The sequence below is a fragment of the Pseudomonas sp. 29 genome, assembly GCF_002754355.1.
Taxonomy (GTDB): domain Bacteria; phylum Pseudomonadota; class Gammaproteobacteria; order Pseudomonadales; family Pseudomonadaceae; genus Aquipseudomonas; species Aquipseudomonas neuropathica.
In genome coordinates this window covers 483,489-498,839 of the sequence record NZ_PEEY01000001.1, presented here as the reverse complement: position 1 = coordinate 498,839, position 15,351 = coordinate 483,489, and the positions used below count along the sequence as shown (strand labels likewise).

At 60.0% G+C, this 15,351-nt stretch carries 13 protein-coding genes; all 13 read right to left on the bottom strand.

The annotated features are described in order from the left end of the window. Nucleotides 1-157: 157 nt before the first annotated feature. On the bottom strand, nt 158-1,621 hold the full coding sequence (nuoN, locus tag CLU80_RS02305; RefSeq protein WP_007920173.1) for an NADH-quinone oxidoreductase subunit NuoN: 1,464 nt from the start codon (nt 1,619-1,621) through the stop codon (nt 158-160). Nucleotides 1,622-1,628: 7 nt separating this feature from the next. Then, the gene (gene nuoM, locus CLU80_RS02300) at nt 1,629-3,161 is read right to left on the bottom strand and encodes an NADH-quinone oxidoreductase subunit M (protein WP_077573624.1); all 1,533 of its coding nucleotides are present in this window, start codon (nt 3,159-3,161) and stop codon (nt 1,629-1,631) included. A gap of 39 nt (nt 3,162-3,200) precedes the next feature. Continuing rightward, nucleotides 3,201-5,054, bottom strand: a complete 1,854-nt coding sequence (gene nuoL, locus CLU80_RS02295) for an NADH-quinone oxidoreductase subunit L (protein ID WP_095048078.1) — start codon at nt 5,052-5,054, stop codon at nt 3,201-3,203. Next, nucleotides 5,051-5,359: an NADH-quinone oxidoreductase subunit NuoK gene (gene nuoK / locus CLU80_RS02290; RefSeq protein ID WP_003223790.1), complete on the bottom strand. Its 309-nt coding sequence runs from the start codon at nt 5,357-5,359 to the stop codon at nt 5,051-5,053. Before nuoK ends, nuoL begins: the two co-directional genes overlap by 4 nt. A gap of 3 nt (nt 5,360-5,362) precedes the next feature. Beyond that, nucleotides 5,363-5,863, bottom strand: coding sequence for an NADH-quinone oxidoreductase subunit J (nuoJ, locus tag CLU80_RS02285; RefSeq protein WP_007920176.1), 501 nt, complete (start codon nt 5,861-5,863; stop codon nt 5,363-5,365). Nucleotides 5,864-5,872: 9 nt separating this feature from the next. Further along, nucleotides 5,873-6,421 (bottom strand): NADH-quinone oxidoreductase subunit NuoI, encoded by a 549-nt coding sequence (gene nuoI / locus CLU80_RS02280; RefSeq protein WP_007920177.1) that lies wholly within the window; start codon nt 6,419-6,421, stop codon nt 5,873-5,875. Nucleotides 6,422-6,432: 11 nt separating this feature from the next. After that, complete coding sequence (gene nuoH / locus CLU80_RS02275) at nt 6,433-7,440, bottom strand: NADH-quinone oxidoreductase subunit NuoH (protein WP_007920179.1); 1,008 nt, start codon at nt 7,438-7,440, stop codon at nt 6,433-6,435. Then, entirely contained in the window at nt 7,437-10,151 is a 2,715-nt protein-coding gene (nuoG, locus tag CLU80_RS02270) for an NADH-quinone oxidoreductase subunit NuoG (protein WP_099756647.1), read from the bottom strand. The genes nuoH and nuoG overlap by 4 nt, the downstream gene beginning before the upstream one ends. A 136-nt stretch (nt 10,152-10,287) precedes the next feature. Beyond that, nucleotides 10,288-11,643, bottom strand: coding sequence for an NADH-quinone oxidoreductase subunit NuoF (gene nuoF, locus CLU80_RS02265; RefSeq protein WP_099756646.1), 1,356 nt, complete (start codon nt 11,641-11,643; stop codon nt 10,288-10,290). Next, nucleotides 11,640-12,137 (bottom strand): NADH-quinone oxidoreductase subunit NuoE, encoded by a 498-nt coding sequence (gene nuoE / locus CLU80_RS02260; RefSeq protein ID WP_007920186.1) that lies wholly within the window; start codon nt 12,135-12,137, stop codon nt 11,640-11,642. The genes nuoF and nuoE overlap by 4 nt, the downstream gene beginning before the upstream one ends. Nucleotides 12,138-12,139: 2 nt before the next feature. After that, nucleotides 12,140-13,924, bottom strand: coding sequence for an NADH-quinone oxidoreductase subunit C/D (gene nuoC, locus CLU80_RS02255; RefSeq protein ID WP_093434270.1), 1,785 nt, complete (start codon nt 13,922-13,924; stop codon nt 12,140-12,142). 73 nt (nt 13,925-13,997) lie between these two features. Further along, nucleotides 13,998-14,672 carry a NuoB/complex I 20 kDa subunit family protein gene (locus CLU80_RS02250; protein ID WP_003223809.1) on the bottom strand — a complete coding sequence of 225 codons (675 nt, stop codon included), beginning with the start codon at nt 14,670-14,672 and terminating at the stop codon, nt 13,998-14,000. A gap of 10 nt (nt 14,673-14,682) precedes the next feature. Then, entirely contained in the window at nt 14,683-15,096 is a 414-nt protein-coding gene (locus tag CLU80_RS02245; RefSeq protein ID WP_003223812.1) for an NADH-quinone oxidoreductase subunit A, read from the bottom strand. Between the last annotated feature and the right edge of the window lie 255 nt (nt 15,097-15,351).

Below are 15,351 nucleotides of genomic sequence, written 5' to 3'. Positions count from 1 at the left end.
CCGACGCCTTCGCGAGCAGGCTCGCTCCCACAGTGGTCCAGGGTGGGTACAGACTTTGTGAACACCATCGAAACCTGTGGGAGCCGGGCTTGCCCGCAAAAATAAAAACGGCACCCGAAGGTGCCGTTTCTATTTGTAGCTAAAAGCGACGGAGCAATCAGCCCGCCAGACCCGCCTGCTGAACCAGTGTCAGCAATGGCTGCGGGTACACACCCAGGAAGAACGCGACCAGGGCGATAGCCAGCAGCATCACGCCGCCTGCCTTCTGTTCCCAGTGCAGTTGGGCGTCGTGGCGACGCAGGTTTGGCTCGATCAGGTACAGGGTGACCATCACGCGCAGGTAGTAGAAGACGCCGATGGCGCTACCCAGCACCAGCGAACCGACCAGCCACCATTGGTGCGATTCAACACCGGTAGCGATGATGTAGAACTTGCCGATGAAGCCAGCAGTCAGCGGGATACCCGCCAGCGACAGCATCATTACGGTCAAGACTGCGGTCAGGTACGGACGGCGCCAGAACAGACCGCGATACTCGTACAGGGCATCGGCGTCACGGCCGTTGTACGGCGAGGACATCAGGGTGATCACGCCGAAGGCGCCGAGGCTGGTGATCACATAAGTCACCAGGTACACGCCGATGGCTTCCACCGCCAGACCCTTGCTTGCCACCAGTGCGATCAGCAGGTAGCCGAAGTGCGCGATGGACGAGTAACCGAGCAGACGCTTGAGGTTGCTCTGGGTCAGGGCCAGCAGGTTGCCGAACAGGATCGAGGCGATGGCGATGACGGTCAGCACGTCGCTCAGTACACCGCTGCTGGCAGCAGGGGAGATCTGGAACAGACGCACCATCACCGCAAACACCGCCACCTTGGATGCGGTCGCGAGGAACGCAGCCACCGGTGCCGGGGCACCTTCGTAAACGTCCGGCGTCCACAGGTGGAACGGTACCAGCGAAAGCTTGAACGCCAGACCGATCAGCATCATGCCCAGGCCCAGTTGCGCCAGCGAGCTAGGCAGGCCAGTCGCAGCCAGAGCCTGACCGATACCGACGAAGCTCAGCGAACCCGAGTCTGCGTACAGCAGCGCCATACCGAACAAGAGGAACGCGGAACCGGCGGCCGACAGCACCATGTATTTGATGCCGGCTTCCAGCGAACGCTTGTTGAAGAAGGCGTAGGCCACCAGACCGTAAACCGGTACCGACAACAGTTCCAGACCGATGAACAAACCGGCCAGGTGCTGCGCGCTGACCAGAACCAGACCACCGGCGGCGGCCATCAGGATCAGCAGGTACAGTTCTTCACGGTTGCCCGGGTAACCCGAACCGCCATCACCCAAGTAGGCGTGGGCGAGGGTGACGCAGGCGAGGGTGGCGACCAGGATCAGCGCCATGTACAGGCAAGCGAAGGTGTCGATTTGCAGCAGTGGAGTCACGGCCAGAGGCGCGACTTTCAGGGCTGGCAGGATCGACAGCAAGGCCAGGTTCAGACCGGCGACCGAGATCAGGAAGGTCTGCGAGTGGTTGCGGCGCCAGGCGATTGCCAGCATCACCACGATAATGGTGAGGCTGGTGATCAACAGTGGCGCAAGCGCAATAAAGTGTTGAATCGTGAATTCCATAGCGCTCTTACCGGGCCGAAGCGAGTTGAGTGAAGGCGGTGCCGAGCCACTGCTGCACGCCATGCATCGTGGCGGCAGAGGTGTCGAGGAACGGTTGCGGGTAGACGCCGAGGTAAACCAGCAGCACCGCAAGGCCCAGCACCATGATCAGTTCGCGAGCGTCCATACCGTGCAGGATCGAATCCGATTTCGACGGACCGAAGTAGGCACGGTGGATCATGATCAGCGAGTAGACCGAACCGAACACCAGACCGGAAGTGGCAATCGCGGTGATCCATGGAGCGCTGGCGAAAGTGCCGATCAGGATCAGGAATTCACCGACAAAGTTACCGGTACCCGGCAGGCCCAGGGAGGCGGCCGCAAAGAACAGGCTGATCGCCGGCAGGTAAGCGATACGCGACCACAGACCGCCCATCTCACGCATGTCACGAGTGTGCAGACGCTCGTACAACTGACCGCTGAGGATAAACAGTGCCGCCGCCGACACGCCGTGCGCCAGCATCTGGATCACTGCACCTTGCAGGGCCAATTGGCTGCCGGAGTAGATGCCGATCAACACGAAGCCCATGTGGGAAACGGAAGAGAAGGCGATCAGACGCTTGATGTCGGTTTGGGCGAAAGCGAGGAACGCACCGTAGAAGATCCCGACCAGACCGAGGGTCATGGCGATCGGCGCAAACTCGGCCGAAGCGTTCGGGAACAGCGGCAGGGCGAAACGCAGCAGACCGTAGGCAGCGGTTTTCAGCAAGATACCGGCGAGGTCGACGGAACCGGCAGTCGGCGCCTGGGCGTGGGCATCAGGCAACCACGAGTGGAACGGAACAACTGGCAGCTTGACCGCGAAGGCGATGAAGAAGCCGAGCATCAGGATGTACTCGGTGGTCATCGACATCTTGGTTTTCAACAGGTCGGCGTAGTTGAAAGTAATCACGCCAGTGTTGTTGAAGTTGACCAGTACCAGACCGAGGATCGCCACCAGCATGATCAGGCCGGACGCCTGAGTGAAGATGAAGAACTTGGTCGCTGCGTAGATCCGGGTTTTCTTGCCGTCCGAAGAACTGTGACCCCAGAGCGCGATGAGGAAGTACATCGGCACCAGCATCATTTCCCAGAAGAAGAAGAACATGAACAGGTCGAGGGCGAGGAACACGCCGACAACGCCGCCCAGGATCCACATCAGGTTCAGGTGGAAGAAGCCAACGTGACGTTGAATCTCTTTCCACGAGCAGAGTACCGAGAGGATACCCAGCAGACCGGTCAGCAGGATCATCAACAGCGACAGGCCGTCGAGGGCCAGGTGCACGTTGATGCCGAAGCGCTGGATCCAGACATGCTTGAACTCAAGCGCCCAGGTCGGATCGGCGCCAGGCGCCGGCGCAAATGAATAGTCACCGTGGGCCCACAGCCAGAGGCCGAGGGCGAGTTCCAGGGTCATGGTCAACAGCGCAATCCAGCGGGGCAGGGTAGCGCCGAAGCGCTCACCCATCCAGCACAGCAGGCCGCCGATGAAGGGGATCAGGATTAGCCAAGGCAGAATCATGACGGGCTCGTTTCCTTTCGCAAATTCGCAAGGTTCATATCAGACCGCTACCAGCACGATGGCGCCAATCACCAGCACGGCACCAGCAGCCATCGAAGCAGCGTACCAACGCAGTTGACCGGTCTCGGTGCGGCTCAGGGCAGTGTGACCACCCTTGGCCATACGCGGGATCAGACCGATGGTCTGGTCGAGCGGGTCTTTGCGCAGTACGTGGCTGATCGCCAGGTAAGGCTTGACGAACAGTTTGTCGTAGATCCAGTCGAAGCCCCAGGCAGCGAACCACCAGGCCGAAAGGAAACGGCCGATGCCGCTATTGGCGATGGCCGTGACGAAGCGACGCTTGCCGAGGAACAGCAGCGCTGCCAGCAGGATACCGGCCAGGGCAATGGCGCCCGAAGCGATTTCCAGACTGTGCTTGGCTTCGCCACCGGCATGGCCAACGCTTTCCGGCAGTACGCCGTGCAGCGGTGGCACGATCATGGCGCCGACGAAAGTCGACAGCACGATCAGCACCGACAGTGGCAGCCAGTGCGAGATGCCGTGACCGGCGTGGGCTTCGGTCTTGGCTTCACCGTGGAACGTGATGAAGATCAGGCGGAAGGTGTACAGCGACGTCATGAACGCGCCGACCAGACCTGCGTAAAGCAGACCGTGGTTGCCGCTGGCGAACGCTTCCCAAAGGATTTCGTCCTTGGAGTAGAAGCCTGCGGTAACCAGTGGCAGAGCGGCCAGGGCGGCACCACCAACGATGAAACTGGCATAGGCCAGTGGCAGTTTCTTCCACAGACCGCCCATTTTGAAGATGTTCTGCTCGTGGTGGCAGGCAACGATCACCGCACCGGAAGCAAGGAACAGCAGGGCCTTGAAGAAGGCGTGGGTCATCAGGTGGAAAATCGCGCCATCCCATGCACCAACGCCGAGCGCCAGGAACATGTAGCCGATCTGGCTCATGGTCGAGTAGGCGAGGATACGTTTGATGTCGGTTTGTACCAGTGCCGCGAAACCGGCCAGAACCAGAGTCACACCACCTACGATGCCAACCAGATGCAGGATGTCCGGCGCCAGGGTGAACAGACCGTGAGTACGGGCGATCAGGTAAACGCCTGCGGTCACCATGGTTGCGGCGTGGATCAGTGCCGAAACCGGGGTAGGACCGGCCATTGCGTCCGCGAGCCAGGTTTGCAACGGCAGTTGTGCCGATTTACCGACCGCGCCACCCAGCAGCATCAGGGTAGCCAGAGTGATCCAGAAGTCGCCGACCTGGAATTTCTGCGGTGCCAGCACCAGCAGTTCCTGGATGTTCAGCGTGCCCACTTGCTGGAACAGGATGAACAGGCCGATGGCCATGAACACGTCGCCGATCCGGGTCACGATGAACGCCTTGAGTGCGGCGTTACCGTTGTTGCGGTTGCTGTAGTAGAAACCGATCAACAGGTACGAGCACAGGCCCACGCCTTCCCAGCCGAAGTACAGGAACAACAGGTTATCGCCGAGTACCAGGAACAGCATGCTGGCGATAAACAGGTTGGTGTACGAGAAGAAGCGCGAGTAACCCGCTTCACCGCGCATGTACCAGGATGCGAACAGGTGGATCAGGAAACCTACACCGACAACCACGCCGAGCATGGTGATCGACAGGCCGTCGACGTAGAGGGCGAAGTCAGGCTTGAAGCCTTCGACCGCCATCCACTTCCACAGTACCAGCGTGTAGTGACCGCCTTCGGGTGGTGCGACGTTGAATTGCCAGATGACGTAGGCGGCGACAATCGCCGACAAGCCAATGGAACCCACGCCGATCAGCGCCGAGAGGTTTTCCGACCAGCGTCCACGGGAGAACGACAGCAGCAGGAAACCGATCAGAGGGAATACGAAAGTCAGAAAGATAAGATTCATCCGCGCATCTCACTGGCAGCGTCGATATCGAGCGTGTGGAAGCGGCGATACAGTTGCAGCAGGATCGCCAGACCAATACTGGCCTCGGCGGCTGCAAGGCTGATCACCAGGATGAACATGATCTGTCCATCCGGCTGGCCCCAACGGGCGCCTGCAACGATGAACGCCAGTGCAGAGGCGTTCATCATTACTTCCAGACTCATCAACACGAACAAAATGTTGCGGCGGACCATCAGGCCGACCAGACCAAGGCAGAACAGGATGCCGGCAACTGCCAGACCATGTTCGAGAGGGATAGCAGGCATGTCTTACTCCTTCGCCTCGTTACGGCCCAAATGGAACGCCGTGACGGCTGCAGCGAGCAGCAGCATCGAGGCGAGTTCGACCACCAGCAGGTACGGGCCGAACAGGCTGATGCCCACGGCTTTCGCGTCTACGGTGGTGTGGCCGATGGCCTGGCCGCTCTGGTGAGCGAACAGCACATACAGCAGTTCGGCCAGCAGCAAGGCGGCGAGAATCACCGGACCGGCCCAGATGCCGGGCTTGAGCCAGACGCGTTCTTGCTGAACCGAGGCCGGGCCGAGGTTCAGCATCATCACCACGAACACGAACAGCACCATGATGGCGCCGGCGTAGGCGATCACTTCCAGCACGCCGGCGAACGGTGCGCCGAGTGCGAAGAAGGTCATGGCCACGGCGATCAACGAGATGATCAGGTAGAGCAGGGCGTGCACAGGGTTGGTGTTGGTGACTACGCGAAGCGTGGACACAACAGCGATACCCGATGCGAAATAGAAAGCGAATTCCATCGTTCTTCCTTAAGGCAGCAAGCTCTTCACGTTGATCGGTTCGGCTTCGTTCTGCGCGGAGCCTTTCGGCTTGCCAGCGATTGCCATACCTGCAACACGATAGAAGTTGTAATCAGGGTTTTTGCCGGGGCCGGAGATCAACAGATCTTCTTTCTCGTACACCAGGTCCTGACGTTTGAACTCGGCCATCTCGAAATCCGGAGTCAGTTGGATCGCGGTGGTCGGACAGGCTTCCTCGCAGAGACCGCAGAAAATGCAGCGCGAGAAGTTGATACGGAAGAAGTCCGGGTACCAGCGACCGTCTTCGGTTTCCGCTTTCTGCAGCGAGATGCAACCCACCGGGCAAGCCACGGCGCACAGGTTGCAGGCAACGCAACGCTCTTCGCCATCGGGGTCGCGGGTCAGGACGATGCGACCACGGTAGCGTGGTGGCAGGTAGACCGCTTCTTCCGGGTATTGCAGGGTGTCGCGCTTGCGGAAGCCATGGCCGAAGACCATGACCAGGCTGCGCAACTGGGTACCAGTACCCTTAACGATGTCGCCAATATATTTGAACATGGGTCAAATCCTCACTGAACCGCGACTGCAGGCGTGTTCCACAACACGACCGCAGCGGTCACCAGCAAATTGATCAGGGTCAGTGGCAGGCAGAATTTCCAGCTGAAATCCATCACCTGGTCATAACGCGGACGCGGAATGGAAGCGCGCAGCAGGATGAACAGCATGATGAAGAACGCGGTCTTCAGTGCGAACCAGACGAACGCCAGTTGCGGCAAGATGCCGAACGGACCGTGCCAGCCACCGAAGAACAGGGTGACCAGCAGCGCCGAGATCAGGATGATGCCGATGTATTCACCGACGAAGAACATGCCCCATTTCATACCGGCGTATTCAATGTGGTAACCGTCGGCCAGTTCCTGTTCCGCTTCCGGCTGGTCGAACGGGTGACGGTGAGTCACGGCGACGCCAGCGATGAAGAAGGTACAGAAGCCGAAGAACTGCGGAATGATGAACCACAGGTTCTGCGCCTGGTACTCGACGATGTCGCGCATGTTGAACGAGCCGACCTGGACCACGATGCCCATCAGGGCCAGGCCCATGAACACTTCGTAGGACACGGTCTGCGCCGATGCACGCAAGCTGCCGAGCAGGGCGAACTTGTTGTTACTCGACCAGCCGGCGAACAACACCGCGTAGACCGACAGACCGGCCATGGCGAAGAAGAACAGCAGGCCGATGTTCAGATCCGCGACGCCCCAGGTCGGGGTGATCGGGATGATCGCGAAGGCGATCAGCAGGGCGGACATGGCCACCACCGGTGCCAGGGTGAAAATCACCTTGTCGGCGAACGGCGGGGTCCAGTCTTCCTTGAAGAACATCTTCAGCATGTCGGCGGCGATCTGGAACATACCGAACGGGCCAACGCGGTTCGGACCGTAACGGTCCTGCCACCAGCCCAGCAGGCGACGTTCGACAAAGCTGAGCAACGCGCCTGCGACCACCACGGCCAGCAGAATCACGATGGCTTTGACGACCGAGAGGATCACATCGATCACTTCAGGGGTGAACCAGGTCATTGCGCTGCCTCCTGCAGACCGTCGACGGATACGCCGGCGAATGCCGGTGGAATGCCGGCGATACCCGCAGGCAATGCCACCAGACCGGCGCCCAGTTCTTCATTGATGCGCAGCGGCAGACGCAGGGTCTGGCCGGCCACGTTCAGGCTCAGCAGCGCACCGTCGTTGACGCCCAGACGATCCGCTTCCGACTTGGCCAGAGCAACGTAAGGAGCCGGAATGCGCTCTTGCACCGGGGCGGCTTTCGAAGAGTTTTCTTCGCTGCCGAACAGGTGGAAGAACGGCACGGCTTGCCAGGTACCCGGCGCCGGGTTGAATGCGCGCGGTGCTGCAGCGAACCAATTCAGCGAATCGCCAGTGCTTTCGATCAGGCGGGTGCCCGGGTCGCCAGCGCGGATATGACCACCGACTTCGTCCTGGAACTTGTTCCACGCTTGTGGCGAGTTCCAGCCCGGCGACCAGGCAAATGGCACCTGCTGACGCGGTTCGGCAGAGCCCGAGTAACCTTCCATGGAGAAGGCGAACGCGGTGTCTTTGTCTTGCGGGGTGCGCGGTTCGTGAACGCTGATGTCGGCGCGCATCGCGGTGCGACCGGAATAACGCAGCGGCTCACGCGCCAGTTTCAGACCCTTGATGCGGAACGCGGCGGACGGTGCAGCGTCGACGATACGCGCCAGTTGCTCGGTGCTCGAAGCAACGGCAGCGGTGACGTGGTCGAGTTGCGTCCAGTCGATCGGCTGGTTCAACAGGGTCGCGCGCAGGGCGTGCAGCCAGCGCCAGCCTTCGTGAACGAGGATGCTCGCATCCATGTATTGCGGGTCGAAAACCTGGAAGAAGCGCTGGGCGCGACCTTCCTGGCTGACCAGCGTACCGTCGCCTTCGGCGAAGCTCGCGGCTGGCAGCACCAGATGCGCGCGATCGCTGGTAGCAGTTTTCTGATGGTCAGCAACGATCACCACTTGCGCAGCGTTCAGTGCAGCATCGACTTTTTCTTTGGCAGTGCGGGTGTACAGATCGTTTTCCAGCACAACGATCGCGTCAGCCTTACCGTCGATGACGGCTTGCAGCGCCGCGTCGACCGATTCGCCACCGAGCATGGCCAGACCAAGGCTGTTGGCTTCCGGCACGATCAGGCTGATCGAACCGTTCTTCTCGCGCAGCTTCAGCGCCTTAGCGATGTTGGCGGCGGCTTCGATCAAGGCTTTGGAGCCCAGCGAAGTACCAGCGATGATCAGCGGACGTTTTGCCGCGAGCAGGGCGTCGGCGATGCGCTTGGCCAGTTCCAGTGCTTCAGCGTCCAGACCTTCAACGGCAGGGGCGCTGGCGTCCAGAGCGTGAGCCACGGCGAAACCGATGCGCGCCAGATCGTCTGGAGCGGCGTGTACGCATTCTTCAGCGATGTCGTCGAGCTTGGTTTCCGCCAGGCTGGCGATGAACAGCGGGTTCAGCGCGTGCTGACCGATGTTCTTCACCGCCGCGTCGAGCCAAGGCTGAACGCGCATGGCTTCGGCCATGTCTTCAGCTTTGCCTTTGACCGATTGACGCAGCGACAGCGCCATACGGGCGGCGGTCTGGGTCAGGTCTTCACCGAGGACGAAAATCGCATCGTGATCTTCGATGTCACGCATGTTCGGCACTGGCAGCGGGCTGTCTTTCAGCACTTGCAGGACCAGACGGATGCGTTCCAGCTCGGAGGCTTCGATACCCGAGTAGAAGTGCTCGGCGCCGACCAGTTCGCGCAACGCGTAGTTGCTTTCGAGGCTGGCGCGCGGCGAACCGATACCGACGATATTGCGCCCGCGCAGCAGATCAGCGGCTTTATCCAGCGCAGCGTCCAGACCGAGTTTGGTGCCGTCGGCCAGCAGCGGCTGACGTGGACGGTCGGTGCGGTTGACGTAGCCATAACCGAAACGGCCACGGTCGCACAGGAAGTACTGGTTCACCGAACCGTTGAAACGGTTTTCGATGCGACGCAGTTCGCCGTAACGCTCGCCCGGGGAGATGTTGCAACCGCTCGAGCAGCCATGGCAGATGCTCGGCGCGAACTGCATGTCCCACTTACGGTTGTAGCGCTCGGAGTGAGTCTTGTCGGTGAACACACCGGTCGGGCAGACCTCGGTGAGGTTGCCGGAGAACTCGCTTTCGAGGGTGCCGTCTTCAACGCGACCGAAGTACACGTTGTCGTGGGCGCCGAACACACCGAGGTCGGTGCCGCCGGCGTAATCCTTGTAGAAACGCACGCAGCGGTAGCAAGCGATGCAGCGGTTCATTTCGTGAGAAATGAACGGGCCCAGTTGCTGGTTCTGGTGGGTGCGTTTGGTGAAGCGATACCGGCGCTCGTTGTGGCCGGTCATCACGGTCATGTCTTGCAGGTGGCAGTGACCGCCTTCTTCGCACACAGGGCAGTCGTGCGGGTGGTTGGTCATCAGCCATTCAACAACACTGGCGCGGAACGCCTTGGATTCTTCATCGTCGATGGAGATCCAGGTGTTGTCGGTGGCCGGGGTCATGCAGGACATGACGATGCGACCACGGGTGTCGTTCTCGTCGGTGTACTGCTTGACCGCGCACTGGCGACAGGCCCCGACGCTACCAAGCGCGGGGTGCCAGCAGAAATAAGGGATGTCGAGGCCCAGCGACAGACATGCCTGTAACAGGTTGTCTGCCCCGTCGACTTCGAGCGCTTTGCCGTCTACGTGGATAGTGGCCATGGTTCAAAGGTCTTCGTTGGCCCGGTGTCAGCGGGCGTGGCTAATGGAATCTTGTTATCCGTCCGAATCCAGTCAGCCCCGAAAGGCGTCATCGGACGAAAGGCGAAGGGCACGGACCCTTCGCCTTTTTAAGCGTTTACGCGCCGATTACGATCGGCCTTGCCAGAGGCGGGACGGCGGCGCTGACTGGCGCGATACCGGCTTCGAACTCTGGGCGGAAGTATTTGATGGCACTGCCCAACGGTTCCACGGCACCCGGTGCGTGAGCACAGAAGGTCTTGCCAGGGCCGAGGAAGTTGACCAGACCCAGCAGGGTCTCGATATCGCCTGGCTGACCGCGGCCTTGTTCGATGGCCATCAAGAGCTTGACGCTCCATGGCAAACCATCGCGGCACGGGGTGCAGAAACCGCACGACTCGCGAGCGAAGAACTGCTCCATGTTGCGCAGCAAGGAGACCATGTTGACGCTGTCGTCCACCGCCATGGCCAGGCCGGTACCCATACGGGTGCCCACTTTGGCGATGCCGCCGGCGTACATTTGTGCGTCGAGGTGTTCTGGCAGGAGGAAACCGGTACCGGCTCCGCCTGGCTGCCAGGCCTTGAGTTTGAAGCCGTCGCGCATGCCGCCGGCGTAGTCTTCGAACAACTCGCGACCGGTGACCCCGAATGGCAATTCCCACAGGCCAGGTTTTTTGACTTTACCGGAGAAGCCCATGAGCTTGGTGCCCATGTCTTCGGAACCTTCGCGGGCCAACGATTTGTACCAGTCAACGCCGTCGGCAATGATCGCCGGCACGTTGCACAGGGTTTCCACGTTGTTCACGCAGGTCGGCTTGCCCCACACGCCGACGGCGGCAGGGAAGGGCGGCTTGGAGCGCGGGTTGGCGCGGCGGCCTTCGAGGGAGTTGATCAGCGCGGTTTCTTCACCGCAGATGTAACGCCCGGCGCCGGTGTGGACGAACAGCTCGAAATCGAAGCCGCTGCCGAGAATGTTTTTACCCAGCAGGCCCGCAGCCTTGGCTTCTTCCACGGCACGGTTGAGGTGCTTGGCGGCGGTGGTGTATTCGCCGCGCAGGAAGATGTAGCCACGGTAGGTTTTCAGTGCGCGGGCACTGATCAGCATGCCTTCGATCAGCAGATGGGGCAGTTGCTCCATCAGCATGCGGTCTTTCCAGGTGTTCGGCTCCATTTCATCCGCGTTGCACAGCAGGTAGCGGATGTTGATGGATTCGTCTTTGGGCATCAGGCCCCACTTCACGCCCGTGGGGAAGCCTGCACCGCCGCGACCTTTGAGGCCGGCGTCTTTCACGGTCTGGACAATGGCGTCCTGATCCATGTCGGCGAAGGCTTTGCGCGCCGCGGCGTAACCGTTCTTGGCCTGGTATTCGTCGAGCCACACGGCTTCGCCGTCGTCACGCAGACGCCAGGTCAGCGGGTGAGTCTCGGCCGAACGCTGAATGCGGTTGGCAGGACCGAAAGATGTCAGGGTCATACGTAGCCCTCGAGCAGTTTGGCGACGCCAGCAGGCTGCACATCACCAAAGGTGTCGTCGTCGATCATCAGCGCCGGTGCCTTGTCGCAGTTGCCGAGGCAGCAGACAGGCAGCAGGGTGAAACGACCGTCGGTGGTGGTCTGACCCAAACCGATGCCCAGATTGTTCTGGATTTCGCTGACCACCGACTCGTGGCCGCCGATGTAGCAGACCATGCTGTCGCAGACGCGAATGATGTGACGGCCAACCGGCTGACGGAAAATCTGGCTGTAGAACGTCGCCACACCTTCAACGTCGCTGGCCGGGATGCCGAGGATCTCGCCGATCGCGTACAAGGCGCCATCCGGCACCCAGCCGCGTTCTTTCTGAACGATCTTCAGGGCTTCGATCGACGCCGCGCGCGGGTCTTCGTAGTGATGCAGCTCGTGCTCGATGGCCGAGCGCTCGGTTTCACTGAGGGTGAAACGGTCTGTCTGGATAAGCGTGCTGTTCATGCTTAGCGGTCCACGTCGGCCATAACGAAATCGATACTACCCAGGTACGCAATCATGTCCGCGACCATGCTGCCTTTGATCACCGAAGGGATCTGTTGCAGATGCGGGAAGCTTGGAGTGCGGATCCGGGTACGGTAGCTCATGGTGCCGCCGTCGCTCGTCAGGTAATAACTGTTGATACCCTTGGTCGCTTCGATCATCTGGAAGGATTCGTTGGCCGGCATCACCGGGCCCCACGAAACTTGCAGGAAGTGCGTGATCAGGGTTTCGATGTGCTGCAGCGTGCGCTCTTTCGGCGGCGGCGTGGTCAGCGGGTGATCCGCCTTGTACGGGCCTTCCGGCATGTTGCGCATGCACTGGTCGATGATCTTGATGCTCTGGCGCATTTCTTCAACGCGAACCATGCAGCGGTCGTAGGCATCGCCATTGGCGGCCAGCGGCACTTCGAATTCGAAGTTCTCGTAGCCCGAGTACGGACGCGCTTTACGCAGGTCGAAATCGCAACCGGTCGAACGCAGGCCAGCACCGGTGACACCCCATTCCAGGGCTTCTTTGGTGTTGTACTGGGCGACGCCGATGGTACGACCCTTGAGGATGCTGTTCTGCAGGGCAGCCTTGGTGTATTCGTCGAGGCGTTTTGGCAGCCATTCAACGAAGTCTTTCACCAGTTTTTCCCAGCCGCGCGGCAGGTCGTGCGCGACGCCACCGATGCGGTACCAGGCCGGGTGCAGACGGAAACCAGTGATGGCTTCAATCACCGTGTACGCCTTCTGGCGGTCGGTAAAGGTGAAGAACACCGGAGTCATGGCGCCGACGTCCTGGATGTAAGTCCCGAGGAACAGCAGGTGGCTGGTGATCCGGAAGAACTCGGCCATCATGATGCGGATGACGTCGACCTTCTCAGGCACCTTGATGCCGGCCAGCTTCTCGACCGAGAGCACGTACGGCAGGTTGTTCATCACGCCGCCGAGGTAGTCGATACGGTCGGTGTACGGGATGAAACTGTGCCACGACTGACGCTCGGCCATCTTCTCGGCACCACGGTGGTGGTAACCGATGTCCGGCACGCAGTCGACGATCTCTTCACCGTCCAGTTGCAGAATGATGCGGAACGCACCGTGCGCAGAAGGGTGGTTCGGGCCGAGGTTGAGGAACATGTAGTCCTCGTTTGGGCCGGAACGCTTCATGCCCCAGTCTTCCGGACGGAAACGCGCGGCTTCTTCCTCAAGCTGTTGCTTGGCGAGGTTGAGGCTGTACGGATCGAATTCGGTGGCGCGCGCCGGGAAGTCCTTGCGCAGCGGGTGACCTTCCCAGGTCGGCGGCATCATGATGCGCGACAGGTGCGGGTGACCTTTGAAGTCGATGCCGAACATGTCCCAGACTTCACGCTCGTACCAGTTGGCGTTCGGCCAGATGCTGGTGACGGTGGGCAAGCTGAGGTCGCTCTCGGACAAGGCGACCTTGATCATCACGTCACTATTACGCTCGAGCGACATGAGGTGATAGAACACGGTGAACTCGGCGTCCGATGGCAGCCCTTGACGCTTGGTGCGCAGACGCTCGTCCACGCCGTGCAGGTCATAGAGCATGACGTACGGCTTGGGCAGGTTACGCAGGAAAGTCAGGACTTCGACGAGTCTGGCACGCGCCACCCAAAGCACCGGCATACCGGTGCGGGTCGGCTGGGCGGTGAACGCCTCCGGGCCAAAACGGTTGTTCAATTCAACGACCACATCCTGGTCGTCTGCCTTATAAGGCGGGATGTACAGAGCGCTGCCTGTAGTCATGGTTATTTTTTCGCTTTCGGTCAACGTAAAGAATGAAGCCAGCTTCTCGTTTCTATTTCAGAACAGATCTGGATCAGACTTCGTCAGGGCTGCGCAGGTTGGTGACTGCGATTCGCTGTTCGCGGCGCTGTTCCTTCTGCGAAGGCATGTCGGCGCGATACACGCCTTGATCACCAACGACCCAGGAAAGCGGACGACGCTCCTGTCCAATCGATTCCTGCAACAGCATCAAGCCTTGCAGAAATGCTTCCGGACGGGGCGGGCAGCCAGGTACGTAGACGTCCACGGGCAGGAACTTGTCCACCCCTTGAACCACAGAGTAGATGTCGTACATGCCGCCGGAGTTGGCGCACGAACCCATGGAGATAACCCACTTTGGTTCGAGCATTTGCTCGTAGAGACGCTGAATGATCGGCGCCATCTTGATGAAGCAGGTACCGGCGATAACCATGAAGTCGGCCTGACGCGGCGATGCCCGGATCACTTCGGCGCCAAAGCGCGCGATGTCGTGGGGCGCCGTGAAGGCGGTGGTCATTTCCACGTAGCAGCACGACAGGCCGAAGTTGTACGGCCACAGGGAATTCTTACGTCCCCAGTTGACCGCGCCACTCAGCACGTCTTCCAGCTTGCCCATGAAAATGTTTTTGTGAACTTGATCTTCTAACGGATCGGAAACGGTTTCCCGTTCGCCAATCGGATATTGCTCGTTAGGAGCATCGGGGTCGATCCTGGTGAGATTGTATTGCATTGCCAAAGCCTCATTGTTTCAGCTTCGCCTGCCGCTTGCGACGAGCTTCCGGAGCCCAGTCAAGGGCGCCCACTCGGAACAGGTAGACAAGACCTGCCAACAGAATTGCTATGAAAACGAGAGCTTCGACGAATCCGGTCCAGCCGCTTTCGCGGACGGACACAGACCATGCAAAGAGAAAGAGGGCTTCGATATCGAAGATCACGAAGAGCATCGCGACCAGATAGAATTTGGCTGAGAGCCGCAAGCGGGCGCCACCGGTAGGTAGCATGCCCGACTCGAACGGTTCGTTTTTGCTGCGGCCCCAGGCTTTTGACCCGAGGAGGCTGGAGACGCCAAGCATGAAGGCACACAGGCCGACGACACCCAGAAGGAAAATGGCAAAGCCCCAGTTGTGGGCCATGAGTCCTGTCGCTTCGGGCATGCTGGTAATCCTTAACAGAGAGCAAAGGTCTCTGAGCTTGATAAAGAAATAGGCAGTGACGATATGTCGCAGCAATCAATCGCGCTGATTTTATGGCTAAACACCCTGCAAGTAAAATTCCTATAGCGAAATTATTTATTGGAATAAGGACATAGCGCATCTCCAATGCCCTGCAGCCCATGCGTTGCGGGCATTAGGCGGGTTTATGCAAATAATGTTTTGTAGGGAATGTAACGAACATAGTTGCGGCTAAAT